This window comes from Microbacterium deferens (genome assembly GCF_045517775.1).
In the GTDB taxonomy this organism is placed as follows: Bacteria; Actinomycetota; Actinomycetes; order Actinomycetales; family Microbacteriaceae; genus Microbacterium.
The window spans coordinates 1,992,209-2,015,637 of the sequence record NZ_JBEUWT010000001.1 but is presented as its reverse complement, the minus strand read 5'-3'; the positions used below and the strand labels follow the sequence as shown (position 1 = coordinate 2,015,637).

The window sequence follows — 23,429 nt, the reverse complement described above, 5'->3', positions numbered from 1 at the left end:
TCACCCCGCCGACTCCGGCGCGTAGATCGCCACGGCGAGCGCGTCGAGGGTCTGCGCGGTGTTCGGACCGAAGCTCAGGATCGTCGCGTCGGCCATGTCGACGATGCGGCGGTTGCGGCCGGCGTCGGTCTGGGCGACGGCCGGGAGGTGCTCGGCGAGCCCGTCGACGCCTCCGACCGAGGCGAGCCCGTCGGTCATCATCAGGATGAGATCGGGGTTGGCGTCGATGAGCGCCTCGTCGGTGACCGGGCGCATCCCCTGCCAGCCGATCTCGCCGGCGATGTCGACGCCGCCCAGGGCCGTGATGAGGGTGTCGGCGCCGGACTCCTCGCCGAACAGGTAGTAGACGCCCGACTGCCCCCGCACGTAGAGGAACATCATGCGCAGCCGCTGCGACGGGTCTGCCGGGGCGACGGCGGCGATCTCGGCGACCTTGGCGTCGACGGCCGCCGTGGTGCGTGCGGCGAGCGTCTTCCCCCGCTCGGCCACGCCGAGGGCGTCGGCGACCTGCTGGGTCAATGCGCCGACGGTGTCGATCGAACGGTGCGAGTCGACGACGACGACCGCGATGCCCGCGTCGCGCATCTGCAGGACCGTGTCCCACGGACCGAGGCTGGTGTCGGTGAGGATGACGGTCGGGGCGGCGTCGAGGATGGCCTCGGCGCTCAGCTCATGACCGTTCGCGGTGACGAGGGGCAGATCGGATGCCTCGGGGAACGCACTCGACACGTCGCGCCCCACGACCGACTCGCCCAGTCCGAGCTCGAAGACGATGCGGGAGAGCGACCCGTAGATGTCGAGGGCGAGGATGCGCGACGTGTCGGTGACGGTGACCGTCGTCCCCTGCGCGTCGACGACGGTCGCGGGCAGTGCTGCCGCGCCGTCGGTGACGGGGTCTATCGCACCGTGGGCGGCGACCGCGGTCGACGGGCCCTGCCACGACAGCGGGTCGGCGATCGGCGAGGCCTCCGCGAGCGGCGGGGTCGCGGGGGCCGCGTCGCCGGGGCCGGCTGCGGCACCGGTGCACCCGGCGAGCGCCAGCGCCGCGACGAGCAGCACGGCGGACAGGGAGAACGAGCGACGTCTCTCGGTGATGGTCATGACGGCCCCCGGGCGGGTCGGAAGGTGGTCGAAGTTAGGTAAGGCTTACTTCCATGTTGCCCGAGTGAGCTCGGTCGTGGTTAGGTAAGCCTCACCTACTATCCCACATCCTTTTCTCAGGATGACGCCCGGCACCCGACATCGCCGCGCGGCACGGGATGGCATCACGAAAGGAACGAACGTGGATTCTTCGACCATGCGTCGGCGGTTCAACCGCGCGGCCGCCGTCGTCGCGGCCGCGGCGCTGGCCCTCGGCGGCGCGGTGGCTTTCGCTGCGCCCGCGCAGGCGGCGACCGCGGGGGCGGTGACCAACGCCACCCTCAGCTGGGGGCTGAGCGGCGAAGCGGGAGGCGGCGCATTCTTCGGCGGCTGCAACTTCCTCAGCGCCGGCAAGGCGGGTAACACCGGCAGCTCCCGCGTCTGGACCGAGGCCGACGGCTTCTTCCAGACCACCGCGGGCAACGTCACCGTCACCAAGCCCGACGCCACGGGCACGCAGGTGCCCGTGGCCTGGGCCGACAAGTGCAAGAACCCCTCCGGCACCGCCGTGAGCGCGGCGTCGACGACGTCGCTGACGAAGATCCAGGTCACCATCTCCGACGGCCAGGGCCAGGTCGCCTCCGACGGCTCGGTACAGCTCGCGTGGGACGGCGATTTCACGGTCGCCTTCTACGGGGGCCTGACGTACTGGACCGCGTCCGACCCGACGCTCTCGCTCGACGCGGACGGCAACGGTCAGCTGACGGCAACGGCCAGCGGCTACGGCACGTCGATGGAGGACCAGACGCAGTGGGTGCCGATCGCCGACCAGCAGATCGTGCTCGCCGACATCGCGGCCGGCCAGGTCTCAGACACCGGCTTCACGGCGACGCCCGCCTACCTGGGCGTCGAGGTCACCACGACGGGCACCGCTCAGGCGCGCACCGGCGCGAACTGGGGGTCGTTCCCGCAGTCGTACGTCGACTTCCAGAACCTCACCGGTCAGTCGAGCTACTGGTACTCCTCGGGCGGATCGCGAGACGCCGCCAAGCCGGCCAGCCCGATCAGCGTGAGCTACTCCGTCGCGGCCGCTCCGGCCGCACCGTCGGTGTCGGTCTCGAAGACGGAAGGCATCTCTCGCGCCGGTGAGACCCTGACGGTCACCGGGTCCGGCTTCGTGCCGAGCGGCACCGCCACCGACGGCACCCGCCCGCCGCTGGCCGGGCAGTTCAGCGGCGCCTACGTCGTGTTCGGCAAGTTCCTCGACGCGTGGAAGCCCTCCGCGGGGGCGGCGAGCTCGGCGCGCAAGGTGCTGACGCAGAAGTGGGCCGTCCCCGAGGCGAGCGCGGCGACGATCGGCGGCGCGAACGCCGGTGCGATCACGCTGCAGGCCGACGGATCATTCTCCGCCCAGATCACCGTCTCGGCCTCGGAGGCGAACGACCTGCTCGCCGGCAACTACGGCATCTACACCTACGGCGGCAGCGGCACCGTGTACGCCCCGTTCGAGACGTTCACGCCGCTCACCTTCACGAGTGCCGACGACGTGGTGGTCGAGATCCCCGAGTGGGTCGACGAGGCGACCGGCTCGTTCGGCTGGGCGTTCGCGGGCTCGAGCCCCGCGAACCTCGGCGTCGCCGCGCAGGAGGGCACGAACTTCGTCGCCTCCGGATCGCTCACCGACATCGTCGTGACCGACACCCGCGCCGGCGGAACGTCGCCGTACACCTGGTCGATCGCCGGGCAGGCGTCGGACTTCACCTCGGGTGCGCAGACCTTCACGGCCGGCTTCCTCGGCTGGACCCCGAAGATCGTCGCCGGCGGCAGCCTCGTCTCGGCGGGCGCACCGGTCACCTCGAGCCAGCTCGGCGGCACCGGGCTCGCGGCCTCGCGCGCCCTCGCATCGTCGACCGCGGCCGTCACCGCCACGGTCGGCGCCGACCTGTCGCTCGTGCTTCCCGGCACGACCCCGGCGGGTCAGTACACCAGCACCATCACCATCACCGCCCTGTCGGAGTGAGCGTGCGCGGGGTCCCGGCCACCGCCGGGGCCCCGCGTCCGCCCCCGCAGACCCCTGACCCGAAAGACCCGCCGTGCCCGCTCAGCGCTCCACGACGATGCTCGCCGCCGCGATCGCATCCGCCCTCCTCGTCCTCGGACTCGCCACCCCCGCGATCGCGGCGGACAGCGGCGGCGTCGCGTGGACGGTGAAGACCGTCGACAGCGAAAACGGGACGGGGCGGGGCAGCTTCAGCTACGACCTCGAACCGGGCGCCACCGTCAGTGACGCCATGGTCGTCGTTAACACGGGTACCGTCGCCCTGCCCCTCGACGTCTACGCCGCCGACGCCTTCACCACGGCCGGGGGCGACATCGACCTCGTCGCCGAGGCGTCCGACTCCGATGACGCCGGCCTCTGGGTGAGCGTGGCGACCTCCGAGATCGTGCTCGAACCGGGCGCCCAGGCCGAGATCCCCTTCACCCTCACCGTGCCCGACGGCGCGCAGCCGGGCGACCACGCCGCGGGCCTCGTGACGTCGCTCGCGGGCGCCGACGCCTCGGCCATCCTGTCGGTGGAACGCCGCCTGGGCACCCGCATCAACGTCCGCGTGGCCGGCACCCTGCTGCCCGCCGCCCAGGTCGAGAACGTGCGCGCCGCGTACACACCGTCGTGGAACCCCTTCGAGGCCGGAACGCTGACGGTCGACTACGCCCTCCGCAACACCGGCAACACCCGCCTGACGGGCGTCGGCGCGATCGAGGCCGCGGGCCCCGTGGGACTGTTCGCGAGCCGCACGCCCGCGGAGCAGCTCGACGAGGTCATCCCGGGCTCGACGATCGAGGTGCGCCGCACCCTCCCCGTCTCGGCCCTCGGGTGGGTATCGGGGGCGGTCGTCATCGACCCCGAGGGCGTCGGGCTCGGGGCGGGGCAGCTCGCATCCGTCGTTACGGATTTCTCCGCGCCCGCCGTGCCGTGGAGCCTCGTCGCGCTCCTCGTGGTCGTCGCCGGGCTCGTCGTAGCCGCCGTGATGCTCGTCCGCCGTCGGCGCGCGGCCGGGCCGACGACCGAGGGCGCGCCGTCAGGGGCGCAGGGGAAGCAGGGCTGAGAGGTCGGCTCGCACGCCCGACGCGACGATGCGGCCCGCGGCCGCAGCATCCACCCATTCCTCGCCGCCCGTGGCCAGGGCGATCCACGTCGCGGCGTCGGTCTCGACGACGTTCGGCGGCGTGCCGCGGGTGTGCCGCGGCCCCTCGATCACCTGGACCGCACCGAACGGAGGAACCCGCACCTCGACGGAGTTGCCCGGAGCCTTCTCGACCAGCAGCTGCAGCAGGTAGCGCACGGCGGTTGCGAGGTCGGTGCGCGCCGGCGGGTGGCCGGCGGCATCGGCGGCCGAGACCGCCCCCAGTGCCGCGCGTCCGTCGCCGGTCTCGATGCGTCGCGCCATGGCCCCCACGCTACGCGCAGAATGCAGGAGAGACGGCGCTGCCGCGGCCCCTGCACCGCCTGCGCGTCGATTCGTCCTGCGTTCTGAACAAGCGCGCGCGAAAACGCGGTCGATAGGGTGGGCGGGTGAGAATCCTCGTCCTCGGCTCCGGTGCGCGCGAGCACGCCATCATCCTCGCCCTGCGTTCGGAGGATGAGGCACACGCGATCTTCGCCGCGCCCGGCAACGCCGGCATCGCCTCCGACGCGCACCTCGTCGACCTCGATCCGAACGACCCCGATGCCGTCACGGCCTTCGCCGACGACGAGTCGATCGACCTGGTCGTCGTCGGCCCCGAGGCGCCTCTCATCGCCGGCGTCGCCGATGCGCTGCGCACGCGTGGCATCCCCGTGTTCGGCCCCGGCAAGGCGGCGGCGCAGCTCGAGGGCTCCAAGGCGTTCGCGAAGCGGGTGATGGATGCGGCGGGGGTGCCCACCGGCCGTGCCCTGCGCGCCCAGGACTCCGCCGCCGTCGCCGCAGCTCTCGACGAGTTCGGCGCGCCCTACGTGGTCAAGGCCGACGGCCTCGCCTCGGGCAAGGGCGTCATCGTCACGAGCGACCGCGCCGAGGCCATCGGCCACGCGGAGGCGTTCCTCCCCCGCGGCCCCGTGCTGATCGAGGAGTTCCTCGAGGGCCCGGAGGTGTCGCTGTTCTTCCTCTCCGACGGCGACACCGTTCGACCCCTCAGCCCCGCGCAGGACTACAAGCGCCTGCGCGACGCAGACGCCGGCCCGAACACCGGCGGCATGGGCGCGTACTCGCCGCTGCCGTGGCTGTCGGAGCGCTTCGGCGGCGAGGAGGAGTTCGTCGACCTGGTCACCCGCGAGGTGGCCGAGCCCGTCGTCCGCCAGCTCGACGCCGAGGGCACGCCGTTCATCGGGCTGCTCTACGCCGGCCTCATCCTCACCGACGCCGGGGTCCGCGTGATCGAGTTCAACGCGCGCTTCGGCGACCCCGAGACCCAGGTCGTGCTGCCGCGCCTCGTCGACCCGCTGTCGCAGCTGCTGCTGGCGACGGCCTCCGGCACCCTCGAGAGCCACCCGCGGCCCGCCTTCGCCGACGCCACCGCGGTGACCGTCGTGCTCGCCAGCGCCGGCTACCCGGAGGCGCCCCTCACCGGGCGCACCCTGCGCGGGCTGGATGCGGCGGCCGACGTCGACGGCGTGCACCTCGCGCATGCCGCGACCGCCCGCGTCGACGACGGCCTGGTCGCCACCGGTGGCCGCGTGCTGAGCGTCGTGGCGCTGGGTACGACGTTCGCCGAGGCGCGTGCCAGCGTGTACCGCGCGATCGAGGCGATCGAGCTCGAGGGCGGTCAGTACCGCACCGACATCGCCGCGCGGGTCGCCGCGTACTGATCGCGCGGCAACGCCCGGCCTCAGTGGCCGGCGCCGAGACCCCCGCTGAGCCGACGGTGGAACGCTGTCGTCGCCTCGTTCATCCCCTCGAAGACGACGCTCTTGCCGTGCGCGGCGTACTTCGTCTCGATCGCGTCGAGGGCCGCCACCGTCGAGGCGTCCCAGACGTGCGAGCGTGAGAGGTCGACGACCACGCGGTCGGGGTCGGACGCGTAGTCGAACTGGGTCGTGAGGTCGTTGCTCGACGCGAAGAACAGCTCGCCGTCGACGGTGTAGCGCACCGCGTCGTCGCCGGCGTCGCTGCGGGTCACGGTGGCGAAGTGCGCCACGCGACGGGCGAAGAGCACCATGGCGGCGACCACGCCCACGATCACCCCGATCGCGAGGTTGTGCGACCAGACGGTCACGGCGACGGTGAGCACCATGACGGCGGTCTCGCTCTTGGGCAGGCGCCGCAGGGTCGACAGGCGCACGCTGTGCCAATCGAAGGTCGCGACCGAGACGACCACCATGACGGCCACGAGCGCGGCCATCGGGACGATCGCGACCACGTCGCCGAAGACGAGCACCAGCACCAGGAGGAACACGCCGGCCAGGAACGTCGAGATGCGCGTTCGGGCACCGGAGGCCTTCACGTTGATCATCGTCTGGCCGATCATCGCGCAGCCGCCCATGCCCCCGAAGGCTCCCGAGAGGATGTTGGCCGCACCCTGTGCCCACGCCTCGCGGGTCTTGGGCGAGTGGGTGTCGGTGATCTCGTCGACGAGCTTCGCCGTCATCAGCGATTCGAGGAGTCCCACCACCGCCATCGCCAGGGCGTACGGCGCGATGATCGCGAGCGTGTCGAGGGTGAGGGGCACCTGCGGCAGGAAGAGCTCGGGCAGGCTCCGCGGCAGCTCGCCCTGATCTCCGACCGTCGGCACCGCGATCGAGAAGACGACGACGGCCGCCGTGAGCAGCACGATGGCGACCAGCGGCGCCGGCACGACACGCGTGAGACGCGGCATGAGGAACATCACCAGAAGGCCCGCGGCCGTCAGGGGATAGACCGCCCAGGGGACGCCGATGAGGTGCGGCACCTGCGAGATGAAGATGAGGATCGCGAGCGCGTTGACGAAGCCCACCATGACGCTGCGCGGAATGAAGCGCATGAGCTTGGCCACCCCGACCACGGCGAGCACGATCTGGATGGCCCCGCCCAGCAGCACGGTCGCGATGAAGTAGTCCATGCCGTGGTCGCGGACGACGGGGGCGATCACCAGCGCAACCGCGCCGGTGGCCGCCGTGATCATCGCGGGACGACCACCGAGGAACGCGATGGCGACGGCCATCACGAACGAAGAGAAGAGTCCGACGCGCGGATCGACGCCCGCGATGATCGAGAACGCGATGGCCTCGGGGATCAACGCGATCGCCACCACGAGCCCCGCCAGCACCTCGCGGGTGAGCAGGCGCGGGCTCCGCAGCGCCTGCAGGACGGTGGGTTCGATGCGGGGCCGCGCGGGGCCGGCGGGGGCGATGGACATGGAGACTCCCGGGGATCTGAAGGGATGGGGTCGCGCGCCGGGGCGGCGCGAGCACGCCGGGCGAAGAGAATGGAGGAGGCGGAGAGACCGCCGGGAGAAACTCTACCCTTACGTAAGGGTTGGTTGGAGCGACATGGGCGACCGCACGATGCACATCGGCGAGCTCGCCGACCGCCTCGGTCTCTCGCAGCGCTCATTGCGGCACTGGGACGAGATCGGATTGCTCACGCCCTCGGGGCGCAGCGACGGCAACTTCCGCGTGTACTCGGAGGCCGACGAGGAGAAGGGCCGCTTCGTCATGCTCATGAAGCCGCTCGGCTTCAGCCTCGACGAGATCGCCGAGCTCGCCGCCTCGCGCGACGCCTCGCCGCAGCATCCGCTCGCCGCCCTGAGCCCCGAGCGCCGCACCCACTTCGCCGAAGCGGCGAGATCACGCGGCGAGAAGCTCCGCCGCGACCTCGCCGCCGTCGACGACTTCCTCGCCCTGACCGACCAGGAGTGAGACGAGCCGATCCCGGATGCTGAGGACCGACGCCCCGGCGCCGGGCCCCCCGCATCCGGCATCGCGTCAGTTCTCGACGACCGCGCGATCGGCCCGCGCGGCCCCGCGGGCCGGGATCACCGTGGGGCGCCGGAGGAAGAGCACGGCGACGATGCCGACCACCATCACGGCGGCCGGAAGCAGGATCGTCTGCGACATCGCCTCGGCGAAGGGCCCGGCCACCGCGGCAGGCAGCGTTCCGCCGGCGAACCCGCTGGTCGCATCCGACGCGCCGGGGAGGTTGGCCTCGAGCCGCGACTGCATGAACGCGGCGATCGCGGCCGAGCCGAGCACCGAACCGATCGTGCGGGTGGCGTTGTAGATGCCCGCGCCGGCGCCCGCCTGATCGCGCGGCAGCATCCGCGTCGCGGTGGTCGCCAGGGGGCCCCACATGCCCGCGTTGCCGATGCCCATCATCGCGGAGGGCAGGAGGAACATCCAGATCGGGGTGTCGAGGTTCATCAGCGTCGAATACCAGACGAGCGATCCGGCCACGAGTGCGAGTCCGGGCACCAGCAGGAAACGCGGGTCGGTGCGGTCGAGCAGCCGGCCGGCGAAGGGCGCGAGCACGCCCGACAGAACCGCCATCGGGATCAGCAGGAGCGCCGACTGGGTCGGAGTGAGCCCGCGGGCGAGCTGGATGAAGAAGAACAGCGGCAGCGTCATGCTCGTCACGGTGAATCCGACCGTGGTGATCGCGAGGTTCGACACCGAGAAGTTGCGCTCCCGGAAGAGCGCCAGAGGCACGAGCGGCTCGGCCTTCGTGCGGGCCTGCGTCCAGATGAAGACCGCGAGCACGACGACGCCGGCGGCGATCATCGCCCACACCCAGCCCGCCCAGTCGTAGTGCTCGCCCTCCTGCAGGCCGAACACGATCAGGAACAGGGCGATCGCGCTGAGGATCACGCCGAGGATGTCGAACCGGTGCGGGCTCGTCGTGAGCTTCGGGACGAGACGCCAGGCCGCGACGAACGCGATCACGCCGACGGGGATGTTGACGAAGAAGATCCATTCCCAGCCGAATCCGTCGACGAGAAGCCCGCCGGCGAGAGGCCCGACGAGCGTCGCGACGCCCGCGGTGGCTCCCCACAGGCCCATGGCGGCGCCTCGGCGGTTCGCCGGGAAGGTGCGGGTGATGACGGCCATCGTCTGCGGGGTCATCATCGCGGCGCCGAGCCCCTGCACGGCGCGCGCGATCACGAGCACCTCGAGCGAGCCCGACAGGCCGCACGCCAGCGAGGCGAGGGTGAAGACGGCGAGACCGATGAGGTAGATGTTCTTCGGGCCGAAGCGGTCGCCGAGGCGTCCGGTGATCAGCAGCGGAACCGCGTAGGCGAGGAGGTACGCGCTGGTGACCCACACGACGTTGTCGAGGTTGGTCGTGGCGGGGTCGAGGGCCGCCTTGATCGCGGGGTTCGCGACCGAGACGATCGTGGTGTCGACGAGGATCATGAAGAATCCGATGACGAGCGCGAAGAGCGCGGGCCAGGGGCTTCTCTCGGGGGTGGCTGTGGCGACGGGCGCGGTGCGCGGTGAAGTCATGACAGGGACTTTCGGATAGCGGCGTTGGAGTGACGTACGTGGTCGGGGATCTCATCGACCCCCCACGGGAGCGAGCCGTCGACGAGGCGCGCGTGAAGGGCGTCCTGCCAGGCGAGCTCGGCGTCGAGGACGGCGGCCTGGCGGCTCACCTCGACGAGGAACTGATCGGGGACGCCCCGGGTGGTGGAGTCGGAGAGCCCCGCCCGATGTCCGTCGAGTTCGGCGACGAGGGCGATGCGACGCTCCGCGAGGAGAGCGACGACCTCGCCCCGGTCGAGGTTGTGGGCCTCGGCGAGCGCGATGCGGAACTCCGCCGGGCGATCCATGCGAGGAAGCTCTCGGCGCACCCATTCGACGACGGCCGTCTCACCCGCATCGGTGAGCCGGTAGGTGGTGCGCTCGGGGCGGTTGCCGTCGCGATCGACCCCCACCTCGATGACGAGCCCCGCCCGCTCGAGCCGCGAGACGGTGTGGTAGAACGTGCCGTTCTGGATGCGCACGAGCCGGTCGTCGCGGCGCTGACGCAGGATCCGCATCATCTCGTACGGATGCATCTCGCCCTCGCGCAGGAGCGCGAGCACGACGACCCCGAGGGGCGTCAGGCGGGCGGCGTCGCTCATTCGGTCACTCCATCTCGACTAGTCCACGTGGACTATATGCCTTCGGGTGGCGCGACACCACCGCACCGGCGGGCTCGCCGAATCGCGCACCGCGCCGCCCCCGCGATAATGGGCGCATGAGCTCGACGACCGAACTGCCCGGCTGGCGTCACGTCTACTCCGGGAAGGTGCGCGATCTCTACGTGCCGGACGGCTCCGACGGGGCCACCGACCGCATGCTCGTCGTCGCGAGCGACCGCGTGAGCGCCTTCGATCACGTGCTCTCCCCCGGCATCCCCCAGAAAGGCGAGCTGCTCACCGCGCTGAGCCTGTGGTGGTTCGACCGTCTCGGCGGCGGCGACGGGGGCCCTCGCATCCCGAACCACCTGATCGCCGACCACGTGCTCGTCGGTGAGGAGCCTCGCGAGATCATCCCGCGAGAGGTCGTCGCCCGATCGATGCTGGTGCGCTCGCTCGAGATGGAGCCGATCGAGTGCGTCGTGCGCGGCTACCTCACGGGATCCGGGTGGGCCGAGTACCGGGCGTCGGGAACCGTGTGCGGCATCGCCCTGCCCGCGGGCCTGTCCAACGGCGACCGACTGCCCGAGCCGATCTTCACCCCCGCGTTCAAGGCACCCCTCGGCGAGCACGACGAGAACATCTCGTTCGAGCGCACCGTGGAGATCGTCGGCGCCGAGAGCGCGGCGCAGCTGCGCGACACGTCGCTGGAGATCTACCGGCGCGCGGCGGCGACCGCCGAGGAGCACGGGCTCATCCTGGCCGACACGAAGTTCGAGTTCGGTCGCGACTCCGCCGGCACCCTGGCGCTGGCCGACGAGGTGCTCACGAGCGACTCGTCGCGATACTGGGATGCGGCGGCCTGGGCCTCGGGAACCACGCCCGAGGAGCGCATGGCCAGCTTCGACAAGCAGATCGTGCGCGACTGGCTCGCCGCGAACTGGTCCGACCGCGAGGGCGAGCCGCCCGCGCTCCCCGCCGACGTCGTCGAGCGCACCCGCGACCGCTACGCCGAGCTGCTCGAGCGCCTCACCGCGGCGTGATCACGCGAGGCGTCGGGTCGTCGAACCCGTCGTAGAGCCGTACCTCCGACCACGGGACCGGGGCGTCGGCGAAGACCGGTTCGAGCAGCATCCACATCTCCTCCGTGTCGTCCCCGACGAAGTAGAGCTCGTAGGTGCCGTTGCCGACGTCGTTCCCGTCGATCCATCCCGCGTCCGCGTCGGCGAGCGCCTGGTCGGCTGCGAGCTCGGTCTCGAGCAGCTCGTCCATCGGATCGAGATCGGACTCGGCCTCCCGATCGTCGAAGGAGACGACCACCCAGTCGTCGCCCTCACCGTCCGCGGGCGCGACACTCTCGGCCGGGGTCGCCCCGGCCGCCGGCGCGGCGGGCGGGGCGGTCCACGTCATCAGCGGCGCGCATCCGGACAAGAGACCGGCCGACGCGAGCATCCCCACCGCGAGCACGAACGATCCCCGACGACGCATCTCCATCCGCATACCGTAGAGCACCGATCGGGCACGCCGAGCGCACGGGGTACCCCCGGGCGCACGGGATCGGGGCGGCCGCATGCCGTGCGCTCGCGGGGCGGTCCGTGCTCTCGCACGGCGGCGGCCGCCCGCGTCGGTAAGGTGACGTGAGCGAATCTCCGGGAGGAACACCATGGCGCTATGGAAGCTGCACGGAAACGGCCGCACCGTCGCCCCCGGGGCCGTCGTCGCCCCCGATGAGCGCATGAACTGGGGAGCGACCGTCGCGATCGGCATCCAGCACGTCATCGCCATGTTCGGCGCGACGTTCCTCGTGCCGGTGCTCACCGGCTTCCCCGTCTCGACGACCCTCTTCTTCTCGGGCGTCGGAACGCTGCTCTTCCTCGTGGTCACCCGCAACAAGCTGCCCAGCTACCTCGGGTCGTCGTTCGCGTTCATCGCTCCGATCACCGCGGCGACCGCTACCGCCGGCACGGGGTCGGCCCTCGCGGGCATCGTCGCGGTCGGACTGCTGCTGGCCGCCGTCGGTGTGATCGTGCAGTTCGCGGGCCTCGGCTGGGTCGATCGCCTCATGCCGCCGGTGGTCGCCGGTGCGATCGTCGCCCTCATCGGGTTCAACCTCGCCCCCGTCGCCTGGACGTCGTTCCGCGAGGCGCCGCTGACCGGAACCATCACGCTCGCCGCGGTGATCCTCTTCAGCGTGCTGTTCCGCGGTTTCCTCGGGCGCATCTCGATCTTCCTCGGCGTGATCGTCGGGTACATCGCCGCCCTCATCCAGAACGAGATCGACTTCACCCCGGTGGCGGATGCGGCGTGGATCGGCTTCCCCGAGTTCCAGCTCGCGGATGTCACCTCGCCGCAGACCTGGTCGGTCATCGCGATGTTCCTCCCCGTCGTGCTCGTTCTCGTCGCCGAGAACGTCGGCCACGTGCGCGGTGTGGCGACGATGACGGATGCGTCGGTCAACCGTTCGACCGGCCGCGCGCTGATCGCCGACGGCGCGGCGACCACCCTCGCCGGCCTCTTCGGCGGCTCGGGCACGACGACCTACGGCGAGAACATCGGCGTCATGGCGGCGACCCGCGTCTACTCGACCGCGGTGTACTGGGTCGCGGGAGCCGCGGCGATCGCGCTGAGCCTCTCGCCGAAGATCGGCGCGGTCTTCAACACCATTCCGCCCGGGGTTCTCGGCGGCGTCACGACCGCCCTGTACGGGCTCATCGGCATCATCGGCATCAAGATCTGGGTCGACAACCGCGTGGACTTCTCGCGCCCGGTCAACCAGTACACCGGCGCCGTCGCTCTCGTGCTCGCGATCGCCGGCTTCACGATGCAATGGGGTGACTTCCAGCTCGGCGCCATCGTGCTCGGCTCGGTGGCCGCGCTCGTCATCTACCACCTCGGCAACGCCATCGCGCGCCTGCGCAAGACCGGCGCCGACGACGGCGGACCGATCCCCGCGGTCGGCCCCCTCGGCGGCGATCCGCTCTAAGCCGCGGGGCGGGTCTCGGGACCGATCATCGTCTCGGCGTTCTGCGCGACCCACTCCACCAGCGGCAGCATGCGCTCCATGAGGTCACGTCCCAGGGGCGTGAGGCTGTACTCGACGTGCGGCGGCACCGACGGGAACGACTCCCGGTGTACGAGACCGTCATCACAGAGGGTCTTGAGGGTGCTCGCGAGCATCTTCTCGCTGATGCCGTCGATGGCTCGGCGCAGCGCCCCCCAGCGCAGCGTCCCGTCCGACAGCGAGGAGAGCACGAGGACACCCCACTTGCTCATGATGTGATCGAGCACCGTCCGGGTGCTGCACCCCTCGGAGAAGACCCCTTCGGTCGCGCCTCGGATTTCCGCAAAACTCACCGACATGCCAGTACCTTACGCAAAAGTGGGTACCTCCGTGAGGGATGGTTTCGCCGCATCCGTCGGTTCTTGCTCGTGTCCACACACGAAAGGCACCCCATGACCATCCTCGTCACCGGCGCGACCGGGCACCTCGGCCGCCTCGTCATCGACAGCCTCCTCGCCCGCGGAGCCGAACCGCACAGCATCGTCGCCGGCGCGCGCGACACGGCCAAGGCCGCCGACCTCGCCGCCCGCGGCGTGACCGTCAGGGCGCTCGACTACTCGGCGCCCGCGACCGTCACGTCGTCGCTCGAGGGCGTCGACACGGTGCTGCTCATCTCCGGGTCGGAGATCGGCCAGCGCACGGCGCAGCACCAGGCGGTCATCGACGCCGCCGTCGCCGCAAACGTGTCGAAGTTCGTCTACACGAGCCTCGCCCACGCCGACACGTCGGTGCTGCCGCTCGCTCCCGAGCACCAGGACACCGAACGGGCGATCGCCGCGTCGGGGCTCCCCGCCGTGATCCTCCGCAACAACTGGTACACCGAGAACTACGCCGCCGACCTCGCACGGGCCGCCGAGACCGGCGTCGTGGCGTCGAGCGTGGGCGACGGCCGCATCGCGTCCGCCACCCGGGCCGACTTCGCCGACGCGGCAGCGGTCGTGGTCCTCGAAGACGGACACGTCGGCGAGGTCTACGAACTCAGCGGCGACACGAGCTGGACGTTCGACGACTTCGCCGCGGCCGCCGCCGAGATCACCGGCCGCCCCGTCGCCTACCAGCCGCTGACGACGCAGGAGCAGAGCGCGGCCCTCGAGGCGGCGGGCCTCGACGCCGGCACGATCGGCTTCGTGACCGCGCTCGAGGCGGGCATCCGCGACGGAGCCCTCGCCGATGCCGACGGCACGCTGACGCGCCTCATCGGGCGTCCGACGACGCCGCTCGTCGCGGGTCTGCGCCCGCTCGTCTGACCCGCGGGGCGGCCGGCGGGCTCCGCCGGTCGCCCTGGAGCGGCACAGGCCCCGCGGCTAGGCTCGGGGGATGCCCGCCGAGATCACCACCCTTCCCGCCGACCCGACGTCGACCGCCGCGCTGGCCGGTCGCGGTCTGCGGATGTCCGCGATCGACGCCTCCGACGACGCCGCCGTCCGCGCCTGGGTCGAAGCCGACGCGCGCGGCTTCCACGACGGCGCTCCGACCGACGAGTTCCTCGCCGAGCTGCGCGACGACTTCGTGCTGCAGCGCACCGTCGGCGTCTTCGACGACACCCTCGCCGATCCCGCGATCCCGATCGCGACGGTCGCCGGCTGGCCCGCCCCCGTCACCCTCCCCGGCGGAGAGGTCGACGCGTGGGCGATCAGCGCGGTCACCGTCGCACCGACCCACCGACGCCGGGGCATCGCGCGGGCCATGCTCGAGGGTGAGCTGCGCACCGCCGTCGAAGCGGGGCTGCCGATGGCCGTGCTCACGGTGTCGGAGGCGACGATCTACGGTCGGTACGGCTTCGGCCCCGTCACCTGGGCGAGCCGGTTCGAGGTCGACGTGCGCCGCGCGGGCTGGGTCGGCGCCGACGCCCCGGGGCGCGTGCAGCTGGTCAGCCGCGACATCGCCATGACGACCGCTCGCACGCTCTTCGACGAGGCTCGTCGGGCGACGCCCGGCGACGTCGGCATCGTCGGGCACCGGTTCGACCGCCTCTTCGGCGCCCCCTCCGACGCCACCGAGCGCCGCAAGCGCCGCTTCGTGCGCTACGACGACGAGTCGGGCACGCCTCGAGGGCTCGGCGTCTACCACGTGAGCGAAGACCCGCACGACTGGTCGGCGCAGATCCTCGAGGTCGACTACCTTGCGACGACCACCGACGACGCCTACCGCGCGCTCTGGCGCTACCTGTTCGAACTCGACCTCATCGGCACGCTCAAGGCGTCGCTGCGTTCGACCGACGAACCGCTGACCTGGCTCGTGGCGAACCCGCGCATGATCCGCACCCTCGAGCTGCGCGAGCACCTGTGGGCGCGCGTGCTCGACGCGCCCGCCGTGCTGGGCTCGCGCACATACGGCGGGGCGGGCTCCCTCACCCTGCGCGTGAACGACCCGCTCGGGTTCGCCGACGGCGTCTTCTCGATCGAGACGGATGCGGCGGGCACGGCGCAGGTGTCGCAGGGCGAAGCATCCACCGGCCCGCTCATCGACCTTCCGGTCGACCTGCTCGCACCGCTCCTGTTCGGCGGCGTCTCGGCGACGACCCTCGCCGCGGCCGGACGCATCACCGAGCGCGCCCCCGGCGACGGGGCGGCCGCCGACGGCCTGCTGCGTTCTGCGCGCCAGCCGGTGCTCACGACCTGGTTCTGACCGACGCGGGTCAGGTCGACGCGCGCACCACGAGCTCGATCGGAAGGACGGTGGCGTGCTCGGGCGCACCGCCTCGGAGGATCTCGAGGAGGATCTCGACGAGGCGTTCGCCCTGACCGCGCGAGGGCTGACGGATGGTCGTCAGGGCCGGGGAGGTCGTCGCCGCGATCATCGAATCGTCAAAGCCCACGACGGCCACGTCGTCGGGCACCGCGAGCCCGGCGTCGCGCAGCACCCGCAGTGCGCCGCGCGCCATGAGGTCGCTCGCAGCGAAGACCGCATCGACCCCGTGCCCGCTCGCGAGGATGCGGCGCATCGCGGCGGCTCCGCCGTCCTCCGAGAAGTCGCCGTCCTCGACGGCCACGGGCGAGAGCCCTGCCTCGTCGAGCACGGCGCGGAACCCGTCGAGCCGGTCGAGCGAGGAGCGCATCGACGGCGGCCCCGTGATGGTCGCGATGCGCCGCCGGCCCCGCTCGAGGAGGTGCTCGGTGGCCGTGCGGCCACCGCCGACGTTGTCGCTGTCGACGACGTGGTCCTCTTCGCGCACGCGAACGCGTCGCCCGCCGTAGACGACGGGGATCGCCCCGGCGATGCGGTCGATGAAGGTGTCGTTGTCGTGGTGGGAGACGATGATCGCGCCGTCGACGCTGCCGCTGCGGAGGTAGCCGGTGGTCTTGTCACCCGGATCGCCCGTGGCGAGGATCACGTTGAGGATGTAGTCGGTGCTCGCCAATCGCGCCTGGATACCCGAGACGACCGCCGCGAAGAACGGGTCGCCGAAGAACCTCGCCGTATCCTCCGGGACGACGAGCGCGATCGCCTGGCTGTGCCGGCTCGCGAGCGCGCGCGCCGCCCGATTCGGCACGTAGTTGAGATCGTCGATCGCACGACGGACCGACTCCCGGGCGACCTCCGAGACCGCGGGCGAGCCGTTGACGACGCGCGAGACGGTCGAGCGCGACACCCCGGCGCGCGCCGCGACCTCTTCGATGGTCGACGCACTGATGACCATGACATTCCTCCCCGACCGGCGGAGAGTGCTACGAGGACGCGGGAAAGCCCTCGAGCGCGCGCGCGGCGATGATGCGACTGTACTGGAGCGCCGAATCCTTCAGCGTCCGTTCCTGGGTGTCATAGTCGACGCGCACGATGCCGAACCGCTTCTCGTAGCCCCACGCCCACTCGAAGTTGTCCAACAGCGACCAGTAGAAATAGCCGCGCACGTCGACCCCGTGCTCGATCGCGTCGAGCACGGCGCCCAGGTGGGCGCTGACGAAATCGGCCCGGCCGCCATCGTGCACGCGGCGCTCGCCGTCCTCCACGACCGGTTCGTCGTCGTAGGCGGCGCCGTTCTCGGTGACGAACAGCGCCGTGCCCGCGGCGGCCGAGTACTCCTCGCCGACGCGACGCAGGAGACGGGTGAGCCCTTCGGGCTGCACCTCCCAGTTCATCGGGGTGCGGGGAAGACCCCGGTCGTGCCAGTAGATCCCGTCGATCGACGGGAACGGCGACCGGGTGACGCGGTCGGTCGGCGCGTCTCCGCCGCCCGGCGCGGCGACGGGCGGAGTGCCACCGACGAACTCGCCGTGGTAGTAGTTCACACCGAGGGTCTCGATCGGGGTCGAGATGATCTCGAGGTCGCCCGGCCGCACCGCCGCCTCCCATGTCGTGACGGCCTCGGCGTCGACGCGGCGGAAGTCCTCGACGATGTCGGCCGGATACGCGCCCCGGAACACGGGGTCGAGGAACCACCGGTTGAACTGCCCGTCGATGCGGCGGGCAGCGTCGACGTCGGCCGAGACCGTGGGATCCACGGGATCGGCGACCGTGAGGTTGAGCGTGAGACCGAGGTTGAGCGACGCGTCGCGCGCACGCAGTTCGCGCACGGCCTGACCGTGGCCCAGCAGCAGGTGGTGGGCCGCCAGCATCCCCTCACCCGTCGAGAAGTGACCCGGCGCGTGGATGCCCGCGGTGTAGCTGAGGAACGACGAGCACCAGGGCTCGTTGAGCGTCGTCCAGACCCCGACCCGGTCGCCGAGGGCGTCGTGCATGTCGAGGGCGTACTCGGTGAACTTCTCGGCGGTGTCGCGGTTCGCCCACCCGCCCTCCTCCTGGAGGGCCTGCGGGAGGTCCCAGTGGTACAGCGTCAGCCAGGGCAGGATGTCGGCCGCGAGCAGTTCATCGACGAGACGCTCGTAGAAGTCGACGCCCTTCGGGTTCAGCGCTCCCCCGTCGGGACGCACGCGCGACCACGACGTCGAGAAGCGATACGTCTGGAGACCGAGACGCTTCATCATCGCCACGTCGTCGCGGTACCGGTGGTAGTGGTCGCAGGCCACGTCTCCGTTGTCGCCGTTGATGACGGCACCGGGCACTCGCGCGAACGCATCCCAGATCGAGTCGCGTCGGCCGTCCTCGGCCGCGGCGCCCTCGATCTGGTAGGCGGCGGTCGCCGCGCCGAACAGGAAGTCGGCGGGAAAAGGCCGCAGCGGCGTTGCGGTGGTGGCGTCGGTGAGGGTCATGGAGCGGGATCCCATCGGTCGGGGCGTCGAAACGGTCACGGTCATCCTTTTACCGCCCCGGCCATGATCCCACTGATCAATTGCTTCCCCGCGAGGACGAAGAGCACCAGCAACGGGAGGGTCGCCATGACCGCTCCCGCCAGCACGATCGAGTAGTCGATGTAGTAGCCGGACTGCAGCTGGCTGAGCGCCGTCTGCAGGGTCGGGTTCTGGGGGCTGAGCACGATGAGGGGCCAGAGGTAGTCGGTCCATGCCGTCATGAAGGTGAACAGTCCGAGGATCGCCATGGCCGGCCGGGCCGCGGGCAGCCCCACCGTCAGGAACGTGCGGAACTGGTTCGCGCCGTCCATTCGCGCCGCCTCGATCAGCTCGTCGGGGATGACGTCGACGAGGTACTGCCGCATGAAGAAGACACCGAAGGCGGTGACGAGCGTCGGCACGATGACCGCGCCGATCGTGCCGGTCCACCCGAGCTCGCGCATCACCATGAACAGCGGGATGATGCCGAGCTGCGTGGGGATCGCCATGGTCGCGATCACGAAGAGCATCAGACCGTTTCGACCGCGAAAGCGCAGCTTCGCGAACGCGTAGCCCGCGATCGTGGAGAACGTCACCACCGAGAGCGTGATGATCGCCGAGATGAGCACGGAGTTGCCCAGCGCCAGCCAGAACGGGATCGCATCGAGCACGGTGGCCGCGTTGGCGAGGAAGTTGCCACCCGGGACGAGCGGCAGGGTCTCACCGCGGGTGGCGTTGGTTCCGGAGGCGACGACCACCGACCACCAGAGCGGGTAGACGCTGCCGATGATGAACGCGGCCAGGAGGCCGTAGGTGAGGAATCCGGGGCGGCTGCCGATGCCGGCCGTGCCCGTCTCGCGCGGGCGGCGCCCCCGACCGGGTCGGCGGGGCGGGTCGGTGTCGAGCGCGTCGACCTGCACGGCGGGGAGGGGTTCGGGCACGACGACGCTCATGACGACGCTCCTGTCTTCTCGCGGCGGGCGGCGGCCCGTCGCGCACGGCGTGAGACGCGCGCATCGCCGGTGGAGATGCGTCGCGCGATGAGGAAGTTGACGAGGCCGAAGCCGACGATGAGGAGGAACAGCAGCCACGCCACCGCCGAGGCCTCGCCGAGGTTGCGACGGAAGAACGCCAGCTCCCACAGGAACAGCACGGTGGTCTGGAATTGCCGGTCGCTGCCGCCGATGCCGCCGGCCGTGGAGACGTCGAACAGGCGGGGCTCGGCGAAGATCTGCAGCCCCCCGATCGTGGCGGTGATGATCACGAAGATGAGGGTCGGGCGGATGGTCGGGATGGTGATGGAGAAGAACCGTCGCACCGGACCCGCACCGTCGATCGCCGCCGACTCGTACAGGTCGCGCGGTACCGCCTGCATCGCGGCCAGGAGGATGAGGGCGTTGTATCCGGTCCAGCGGAAGTTGACCATGATCGCGATCGCGAGGTGGCTGAGGTAGCGGTCCTGCTTCCAGGCCTGATCGGCGATGCCGAAGAGGTTCAGCAGGTTGTTGGCGAGGCCGTCGGCGTCGTTGAAGATGCTCGAGAAGATCAACGCGGTGGCCACGGGGGTGACGACGAACGGCACGAGCACGCTCATCCGCCAGAAGGTGGGGGCGCGCAGACCCCGGTCGAGGAGGTACGCGACGACGAGGGCGACTGCCAGCTGCGGGATGGCCGACAGCAGGAAGATGCTGACGGTGTTGAACACCGAGTTCCAGAACATGCCGTCGGTGAGGATCTCGACGAAGTTTCCGAGCCCGACGAAGTCGCCCTGTCCCTTCAAGAGGTCCCAGTCGTACAGCGAGACGACGAGCGTGTAGACGAGCGGGAAGAGCCCGACGAGTCCGAACAGGAGGAAGAACGGGGCGATGTAGAGGTAGGGAGCGCCCTTCTGATCGGCCTTCGACAGGCGCATCCGCCACGCGGGGCGATGGTGCGCGGCCGGGCGGCGTGGCGCGGGGGCGGTGGGGGAAGCATCCACCGATGGCAGTGTGGCGGTCATGAGGGGTCCTCTCGCTGGCGGGGGTCGGGGCCTGCCGCGCGCGATGCGAGCAGGCCCCGACCTCCGAGACGGATCAGCCGACCAGTTCCTTCAGGAGGTCCTGTGCCTGCTGCCACGCGCCCTGCGTGTCGGTGTTGCCGAGGTCGAGGGCCTTCAGCGCCGGGCCGAAGACGTTCTCCTGGATCACCGAGTCGTCCGGGCCCTTGAACTGCGCCACAACGCCCTTCGCCCGCTCGGCGAGGATCGCGCCGGTCGGCGCGTCGCCGAAGAACTCGTTCGGGGTCGCCTCGGCGGCCAGGGTCTCTTGGGCGGCCACGGTGCTCGGGAAGTTGTTCGCCGCGGCGGACTGCTTCACCTGCTGGTCGGGCTGGGTCAGCCAGTCGGCGAGCTTGGCCGCCTCCTCCTTGTGCTGCGAGGTCTCGGACACCGCGAGGAACGCGCCGCCCCAGTTCGCGGGGCCCCCGGGGAAGGCGTCGGCGAAGTCCCAGCCGTTGTCGGCCGTGCCGCCGGCGCCCTCGATCGAGCCCTGCATCGTGCCGAGCATCCAGCCAGGGCAGACGAAGGTGGCGAAGGTGCCGTCGAGGAACGACTTGCCGCCGTTCCAATCCCACGCCGTCTGCGCGGCTGAGAGGCCCCCCTCGGTGGCCGCCCCGAGCAGCTCGAAGCGCTCCTGCAGTTCGGCGTTGCCCTCGACGTTGAGTTCGCCGTCGCTCGTGTAGTAGCCCTCGTCGAGCTGGTTCACCATCGCGTTCCAGACGAACCCGGAGTGGTCGTAGAAGGCCTTGCCGGTGGCCTCGTGGTACTGCCGGCCGATGTCGAAGTAGTTCTCCCAGTCGCCGTCGAATAGGGCGGCGACTTCCTCGCGGTCGGTCGGGAGACCGGCGGCCTCGAAGGCGGGCTTGTTGTAGCAGAGCCCCTCGGGGCCGATGTCGGTGCCGTAGCCGATGACGCGGCCCGACGGGTCGGTGCCCTGGGCGTACTTCCAGTCGACCCAGTCGGCCTTGCGGTCTTCGATGCCGTAGTCGCGCAGGTCGGCGAACTGGTCGGAGACCTCCATGATCGCGCCGAGCCAGCCCTCCTCGAGCGCGACGACATCCGACAGGCCCGAGCCCGCGGCGATCTTGGTGAAAGCGTCGGTGCGGGCGTTGCCGCCGGTGTCGATGTTCGTCGCCTCGATCTTCACGTTCGGATTGAGCTCCTCGTACTCGGCGTAGAGGTCTTCGTATCCGAAGGTGCCGAAGGTGGTGACCGTCAGCGTGATGTCGCCGTCGGCCCCCTCCCCGGTCGAGCCGCCGCCGGAGCAGCCGGCGAGGACGAGGGCGGATGACGTCAGAGCCACCGCGACGATGGCGGTGCGGTGCAGTGCAGGTGATCTCACGGTTCACTCCTGGTGTGTTCGGGTCTTCGATGATCGGAACAGGTGCGAGCAAGCGGTCATGGGAGCGCTCTCATTGCTCGAGGCCACCGTATGGGATCGCTCCCATCGCGTCAAGGGAGCGCTCCCATGACATTCGATGCGGGCGACCCCGCGCCCGTAGGATGGGCGGTGCCCCTCTTCCCGCGACACTCGGAGCCGAAATGCCCACCATCGTCGTCGACGTCATGCCCAAGGCCGAGCTGCTCGACCCGCAGGGGAAGGCCGTCGCCGGCGCCCTCGCCCGCCAGGGAGAGACGCGGTTCTCGTCCGTCCGGATCGGCAAGCGCTTCGAACTCACCGTCGACGGACCCGTCGACGACGCGACGCTCGCGGCCGCTCGCGAGATCGCCGACAGCATCCTGTCCAACTCCGTCATCGAAGACGTCGTGGGCATCGAGGTCGTCGAATGACGGTGCGGATCGGCGTCATCACGTTCCCCGGCTCGCTCGACGACCGCGACGCGCAGCGCGCGGTGCGCATCGCCGGGGCCGAACCCGTCGCGCTCTGGCACGGCGACCACGACCTGCAGGGGGTCGACGCCCTCGTGCTCCCCGGCGGCTTCAGCTACGGCGACTACCTGCGCGCCGGGGCCATCGCCGCCCTCGCACCCATCATGAGCGAGGTGAAGGATGCGGCGGCCAAGGGCATGCCCGTGCTCGGCATCTGCAACGGCTTCCAGATGCTCGTCGAGGCGCACCTGCTGCCGGGCGGGCTGATCCGCAACGCGCACCAGCAGTTCATTCGTCGCGACCAGCGCCTGCGGGTCGAGAACGCATCGACGGCGTGGACGAGCGAGTTCGCCGAGGGCGATGAGATCGTGATCCCGCTGAAGAACGCCGACGGCGGATACATCGCCGACGCCGAGACGCTCGCCCGCGTCAACGGAGAGGGTCTCGTCGCGTTCCGCTACCTCGGCGTCAACCCGAACGGCTCGCTCGACGACATCGCCGGGCTCACGAACGAGCGCGGCAACGTGGTCGGCCTCATGCCGCACCCCGAGCACGCCGTCGAGCCCGGCTTCGGCCCGTCCACGTCGCTCGCGATGCGCTCGGGCGTCGACGGGATCGGCTTCTTCGCCTCAGCGATCGCCGCCGTCGTGGCGACCGCGGCCTGACCCCGCCGCATCCGGTGTCCGACGACGAGCTCGCCGAACGCCGCACGCTCGACGGGCGGCTCATCGAGCGCCTGGCGCGGCCCTCCCTGGCCGTCGAACTCGCGCTCGAGCCGCACCCCGAGGGCGGCTGGTATCGGCGCACCTGGACGTCTCCGGCCACCGTCACCGTCGGCGGTGAGACGCGTCCCGCCGCCACGCTCATCCTCTTCCTGCTGCCGGCCGGCGAGGCCTCGGGATGGCACCGCGTCTCGTCGAGCGAGATCTGGATCGCGAGCGGCGTGGGCCCGGTGGCGCTGCAGCTCGGCGGCGACGGCGATGAACCCGCACCGGGCGAGACGTTCGTCGTCGGCGACGCGGGCGCCGGCCTCGCCCCGCAGGCCGTGGTGCCGCCCGACGTGTGGCAACGCACCATCCCGGCCGATCATGACGCCCTCGTGAGCTGCCTCGTCTCTCCGGGTTTCGACTTCGCCGACTTCGAGATGCCCGACGTCGACGGGCGCACGCCGTAGCGTGAGAGG

The 23,429-nt window shown here is 71.0% G+C and carries 23 protein-coding genes; 11 read left to right on the top strand and 12 right to left on the bottom strand.

Annotated elements, in window-relative coordinates:
- Complete coding sequence (locus tag ABTU82_RS09540) at positions 1-1,101, bottom strand: heme/hemin ABC transporter substrate-binding protein (RefSeq protein WP_407173109.1); 1,101 nt, start codon at positions 1,099-1,101, stop codon at positions 1-3.
- Positions 1,102-1,282: 181 nt separating this feature from the next.
- Here ABTU82_RS09540 and ABTU82_RS09535 point away from each other — a divergent pair, with 181 nt between their 5' ends.
- Positions 1,283-3,100, top strand: a complete 1,818-nt coding sequence (locus ABTU82_RS09535; RefSeq protein ID WP_407173107.1) for a hypothetical protein — start codon at positions 1,283-1,285, stop codon at positions 3,098-3,100.
- A 73-nt stretch (positions 3,101-3,173) separates the two neighbouring features.
- A complete protein-coding gene (locus ABTU82_RS09530) occupies positions 3,174-4,187 on the top strand; it encodes a WxL protein peptidoglycan domain-containing protein (protein ID WP_407173105.1) in 1,014 nt (337 codons plus the stop codon).
- On the opposite strand, the gene ABTU82_RS09525 is transcribed toward ABTU82_RS09530, so the two are convergent.
- Positions 4,161-4,529 (bottom strand): sterol carrier family protein, encoded by a 369-nt coding sequence (locus ABTU82_RS09525; RefSeq protein ID WP_116647109.1) that lies wholly within the window; start codon positions 4,527-4,529, stop codon positions 4,161-4,163. The two genes, ABTU82_RS09530 and ABTU82_RS09525, sit on opposite strands and share 27 nt — an antisense overlap.
- A 125-nt stretch (positions 4,530-4,654) precedes the next feature.
- Here ABTU82_RS09525 and purD point away from each other — a divergent pair, with 125 nt between their 5' ends.
- Complete coding sequence (gene purD / locus ABTU82_RS09520) at positions 4,655-5,926, top strand: phosphoribosylamine--glycine ligase (RefSeq protein WP_407173104.1); 1,272 nt, start codon at positions 4,655-4,657, stop codon at positions 5,924-5,926.
- 20 nt (positions 5,927-5,946) lie between these two features.
- On the opposite strand, the gene ABTU82_RS09515 is transcribed toward purD, so the two are convergent.
- Positions 5,947-7,452, bottom strand: a complete 1,506-nt coding sequence (locus ABTU82_RS09515) for a SulP family inorganic anion transporter (protein ID WP_407173102.1) — start codon at positions 7,450-7,452, stop codon at positions 5,947-5,949.
- 133 nt (positions 7,453-7,585) lie between these two features.
- Here ABTU82_RS09515 and ABTU82_RS09510 point away from each other — a divergent pair, with 133 nt between their 5' ends.
- A complete protein-coding gene (locus ABTU82_RS09510) occupies positions 7,586-7,954 on the top strand; it encodes a MerR family transcriptional regulator (protein ID WP_116647106.1) in 369 nt (122 codons plus the stop codon).
- A gap of 66 nt (positions 7,955-8,020) precedes the next feature.
- Here the strand turns inward: ABTU82_RS09510 and ABTU82_RS09505 are convergent, their stop codons facing one another.
- Positions 8,021-9,535 carry a DHA2 family efflux MFS transporter permease subunit gene (locus tag ABTU82_RS09505; protein WP_407173100.1) on the bottom strand — a complete coding sequence of 505 codons (1,515 nt, stop codon included), beginning with the start codon at positions 9,533-9,535 and terminating at the stop codon, positions 8,021-8,023.
- The gene (locus tag ABTU82_RS09500) at positions 9,532-10,155 is read right to left on the bottom strand and encodes a PadR family transcriptional regulator (protein WP_407173098.1); all 624 of its coding nucleotides are present in this window, start codon (positions 10,153-10,155) and stop codon (positions 9,532-9,534) included. Before ABTU82_RS09500 ends, ABTU82_RS09505 begins: the two co-directional genes overlap by 4 nt.
- 116 nt (positions 10,156-10,271) lie before the next feature.
- Here ABTU82_RS09500 and ABTU82_RS09495 point away from each other — a divergent pair, with 116 nt between their 5' ends.
- Positions 10,272-11,195, top strand: coding sequence for a phosphoribosylaminoimidazolesuccinocarboxamide synthase (locus ABTU82_RS09495; protein ID WP_407173097.1), 924 nt, complete (start codon positions 10,272-10,274; stop codon positions 11,193-11,195).
- Here the strand turns inward: ABTU82_RS09495 and ABTU82_RS09490 are convergent.
- Positions 11,182-11,646: a hypothetical protein gene (locus ABTU82_RS09490; RefSeq protein WP_407173095.1), complete on the bottom strand. Its 465-nt coding sequence runs from the start codon at positions 11,644-11,646 to the stop codon at positions 11,182-11,184. The two genes, ABTU82_RS09495 and ABTU82_RS09490, sit on opposite strands and share 14 nt — an antisense overlap.
- 169 nt (positions 11,647-11,815) lie before the next feature.
- On the opposite strand from ABTU82_RS09490, the gene ABTU82_RS09485 reads away from it, so the two are divergent.
- Positions 11,816-13,135, top strand: coding sequence for a uracil-xanthine permease family protein (locus ABTU82_RS09485; protein ID WP_407173094.1), 1,320 nt, complete (start codon positions 11,816-11,818; stop codon positions 13,133-13,135).
- Here ABTU82_RS09485 and ABTU82_RS09480 read toward each other — a convergent pair.
- On the bottom strand, positions 13,132-13,512 hold the full coding sequence (locus ABTU82_RS09480; protein ID WP_116647100.1) for a winged helix-turn-helix transcriptional regulator: 381 nt from the start codon (positions 13,510-13,512) through the stop codon (positions 13,132-13,134). The two genes, ABTU82_RS09485 and ABTU82_RS09480, sit on opposite strands and share 4 nt — an antisense overlap.
- 93 nt (positions 13,513-13,605) lie before the next feature.
- Between ABTU82_RS09480 and ABTU82_RS09475 the strand changes: the two genes are divergently transcribed.
- Positions 13,606-14,460: an SDR family oxidoreductase gene (locus ABTU82_RS09475; protein WP_407173092.1), complete on the top strand. Its 855-nt coding sequence runs from the start codon at positions 13,606-13,608 to the stop codon at positions 14,458-14,460.
- A 70-nt stretch (positions 14,461-14,530) separates the two neighbouring features.
- Entirely contained in the window at positions 14,531-15,841 is a 1,311-nt protein-coding gene (locus ABTU82_RS09470) for a GNAT family N-acetyltransferase (RefSeq protein WP_407173090.1), read from the top strand.
- 10 nt (positions 15,842-15,851) lie between these two features.
- Here ABTU82_RS09470 and ABTU82_RS09465 read toward each other — a convergent pair whose 3' ends face one another.
- The 5 genes from ABTU82_RS09465 to ABTU82_RS09445 all read right to left on the bottom strand — a co-directional run bounded on the left by ABTU82_RS09465 (position 15,852) and on the right by ABTU82_RS09445 (position 21,758).
- Positions 15,852-16,853 (bottom strand): LacI family DNA-binding transcriptional regulator, encoded by a 1,002-nt coding sequence (locus ABTU82_RS09465; RefSeq protein WP_407173089.1) that lies wholly within the window; start codon positions 16,851-16,853, stop codon positions 15,852-15,854.
- Between the two features lie 28 nt (positions 16,854-16,881).
- Positions 16,882-18,363, bottom strand: a complete 1,482-nt coding sequence (locus ABTU82_RS09460) for a GH1 family beta-glucosidase (RefSeq protein ID WP_407173087.1) — start codon at positions 18,361-18,363, stop codon at positions 16,882-16,884.
- 41 nt (positions 18,364-18,404) lie between these two features.
- The gene (locus ABTU82_RS09455; protein WP_165817942.1) at positions 18,405-19,334 is read right to left on the bottom strand and encodes a carbohydrate ABC transporter permease; all 930 of its coding nucleotides are present in this window, start codon (positions 19,332-19,334) and stop codon (positions 18,405-18,407) included.
- Positions 19,331-20,380 carry a carbohydrate ABC transporter permease gene (locus tag ABTU82_RS09450; RefSeq protein ID WP_407173085.1) on the bottom strand — a complete coding sequence of 350 codons (1,050 nt, stop codon included), beginning with the start codon at positions 20,378-20,380 and terminating at the stop codon, positions 19,331-19,333. Before ABTU82_RS09450 ends, ABTU82_RS09455 begins: the two co-directional genes overlap by 4 nt.
- A gap of 73 nt (positions 20,381-20,453) precedes the next feature.
- Entirely contained in the window at positions 20,454-21,758 is a 1,305-nt protein-coding gene (locus tag ABTU82_RS09445; RefSeq protein WP_116647095.1) for an ABC transporter substrate-binding protein, read from the bottom strand.
- A gap of 200 nt (positions 21,759-21,958) precedes the next feature.
- On the opposite strand from ABTU82_RS09445, the gene ABTU82_RS09440 reads away from it, so the two are divergent.
- The 3 genes from ABTU82_RS09440 to ABTU82_RS09430 are packed head-to-tail and all read left to right on the top strand — an operon-like array spanning position 21,959 to position 23,420.
- Entirely contained in the window at positions 21,959-22,207 is a 249-nt protein-coding gene (locus tag ABTU82_RS09440) for a phosphoribosylformylglycinamidine synthase subunit PurS (protein ID WP_121151288.1), read from the top strand.
- Positions 22,204-22,911 (top strand): phosphoribosylformylglycinamidine synthase subunit PurQ, encoded by a 708-nt coding sequence (gene purQ, locus ABTU82_RS09435; RefSeq protein WP_121151286.1) that lies wholly within the window; start codon positions 22,204-22,206, stop codon positions 22,909-22,911. The genes ABTU82_RS09440 and purQ overlap by 4 nt, the downstream gene beginning before the upstream one ends.
- A 14-nt stretch (positions 22,912-22,925) precedes the next feature.
- Positions 22,926-23,420 (top strand): cupin domain-containing protein, encoded by a 495-nt coding sequence (locus ABTU82_RS09430; protein ID WP_240606843.1) that lies wholly within the window; start codon positions 22,926-22,928, stop codon positions 23,418-23,420.
- Positions 23,421-23,429: the final 9 nt, after the last annotated feature.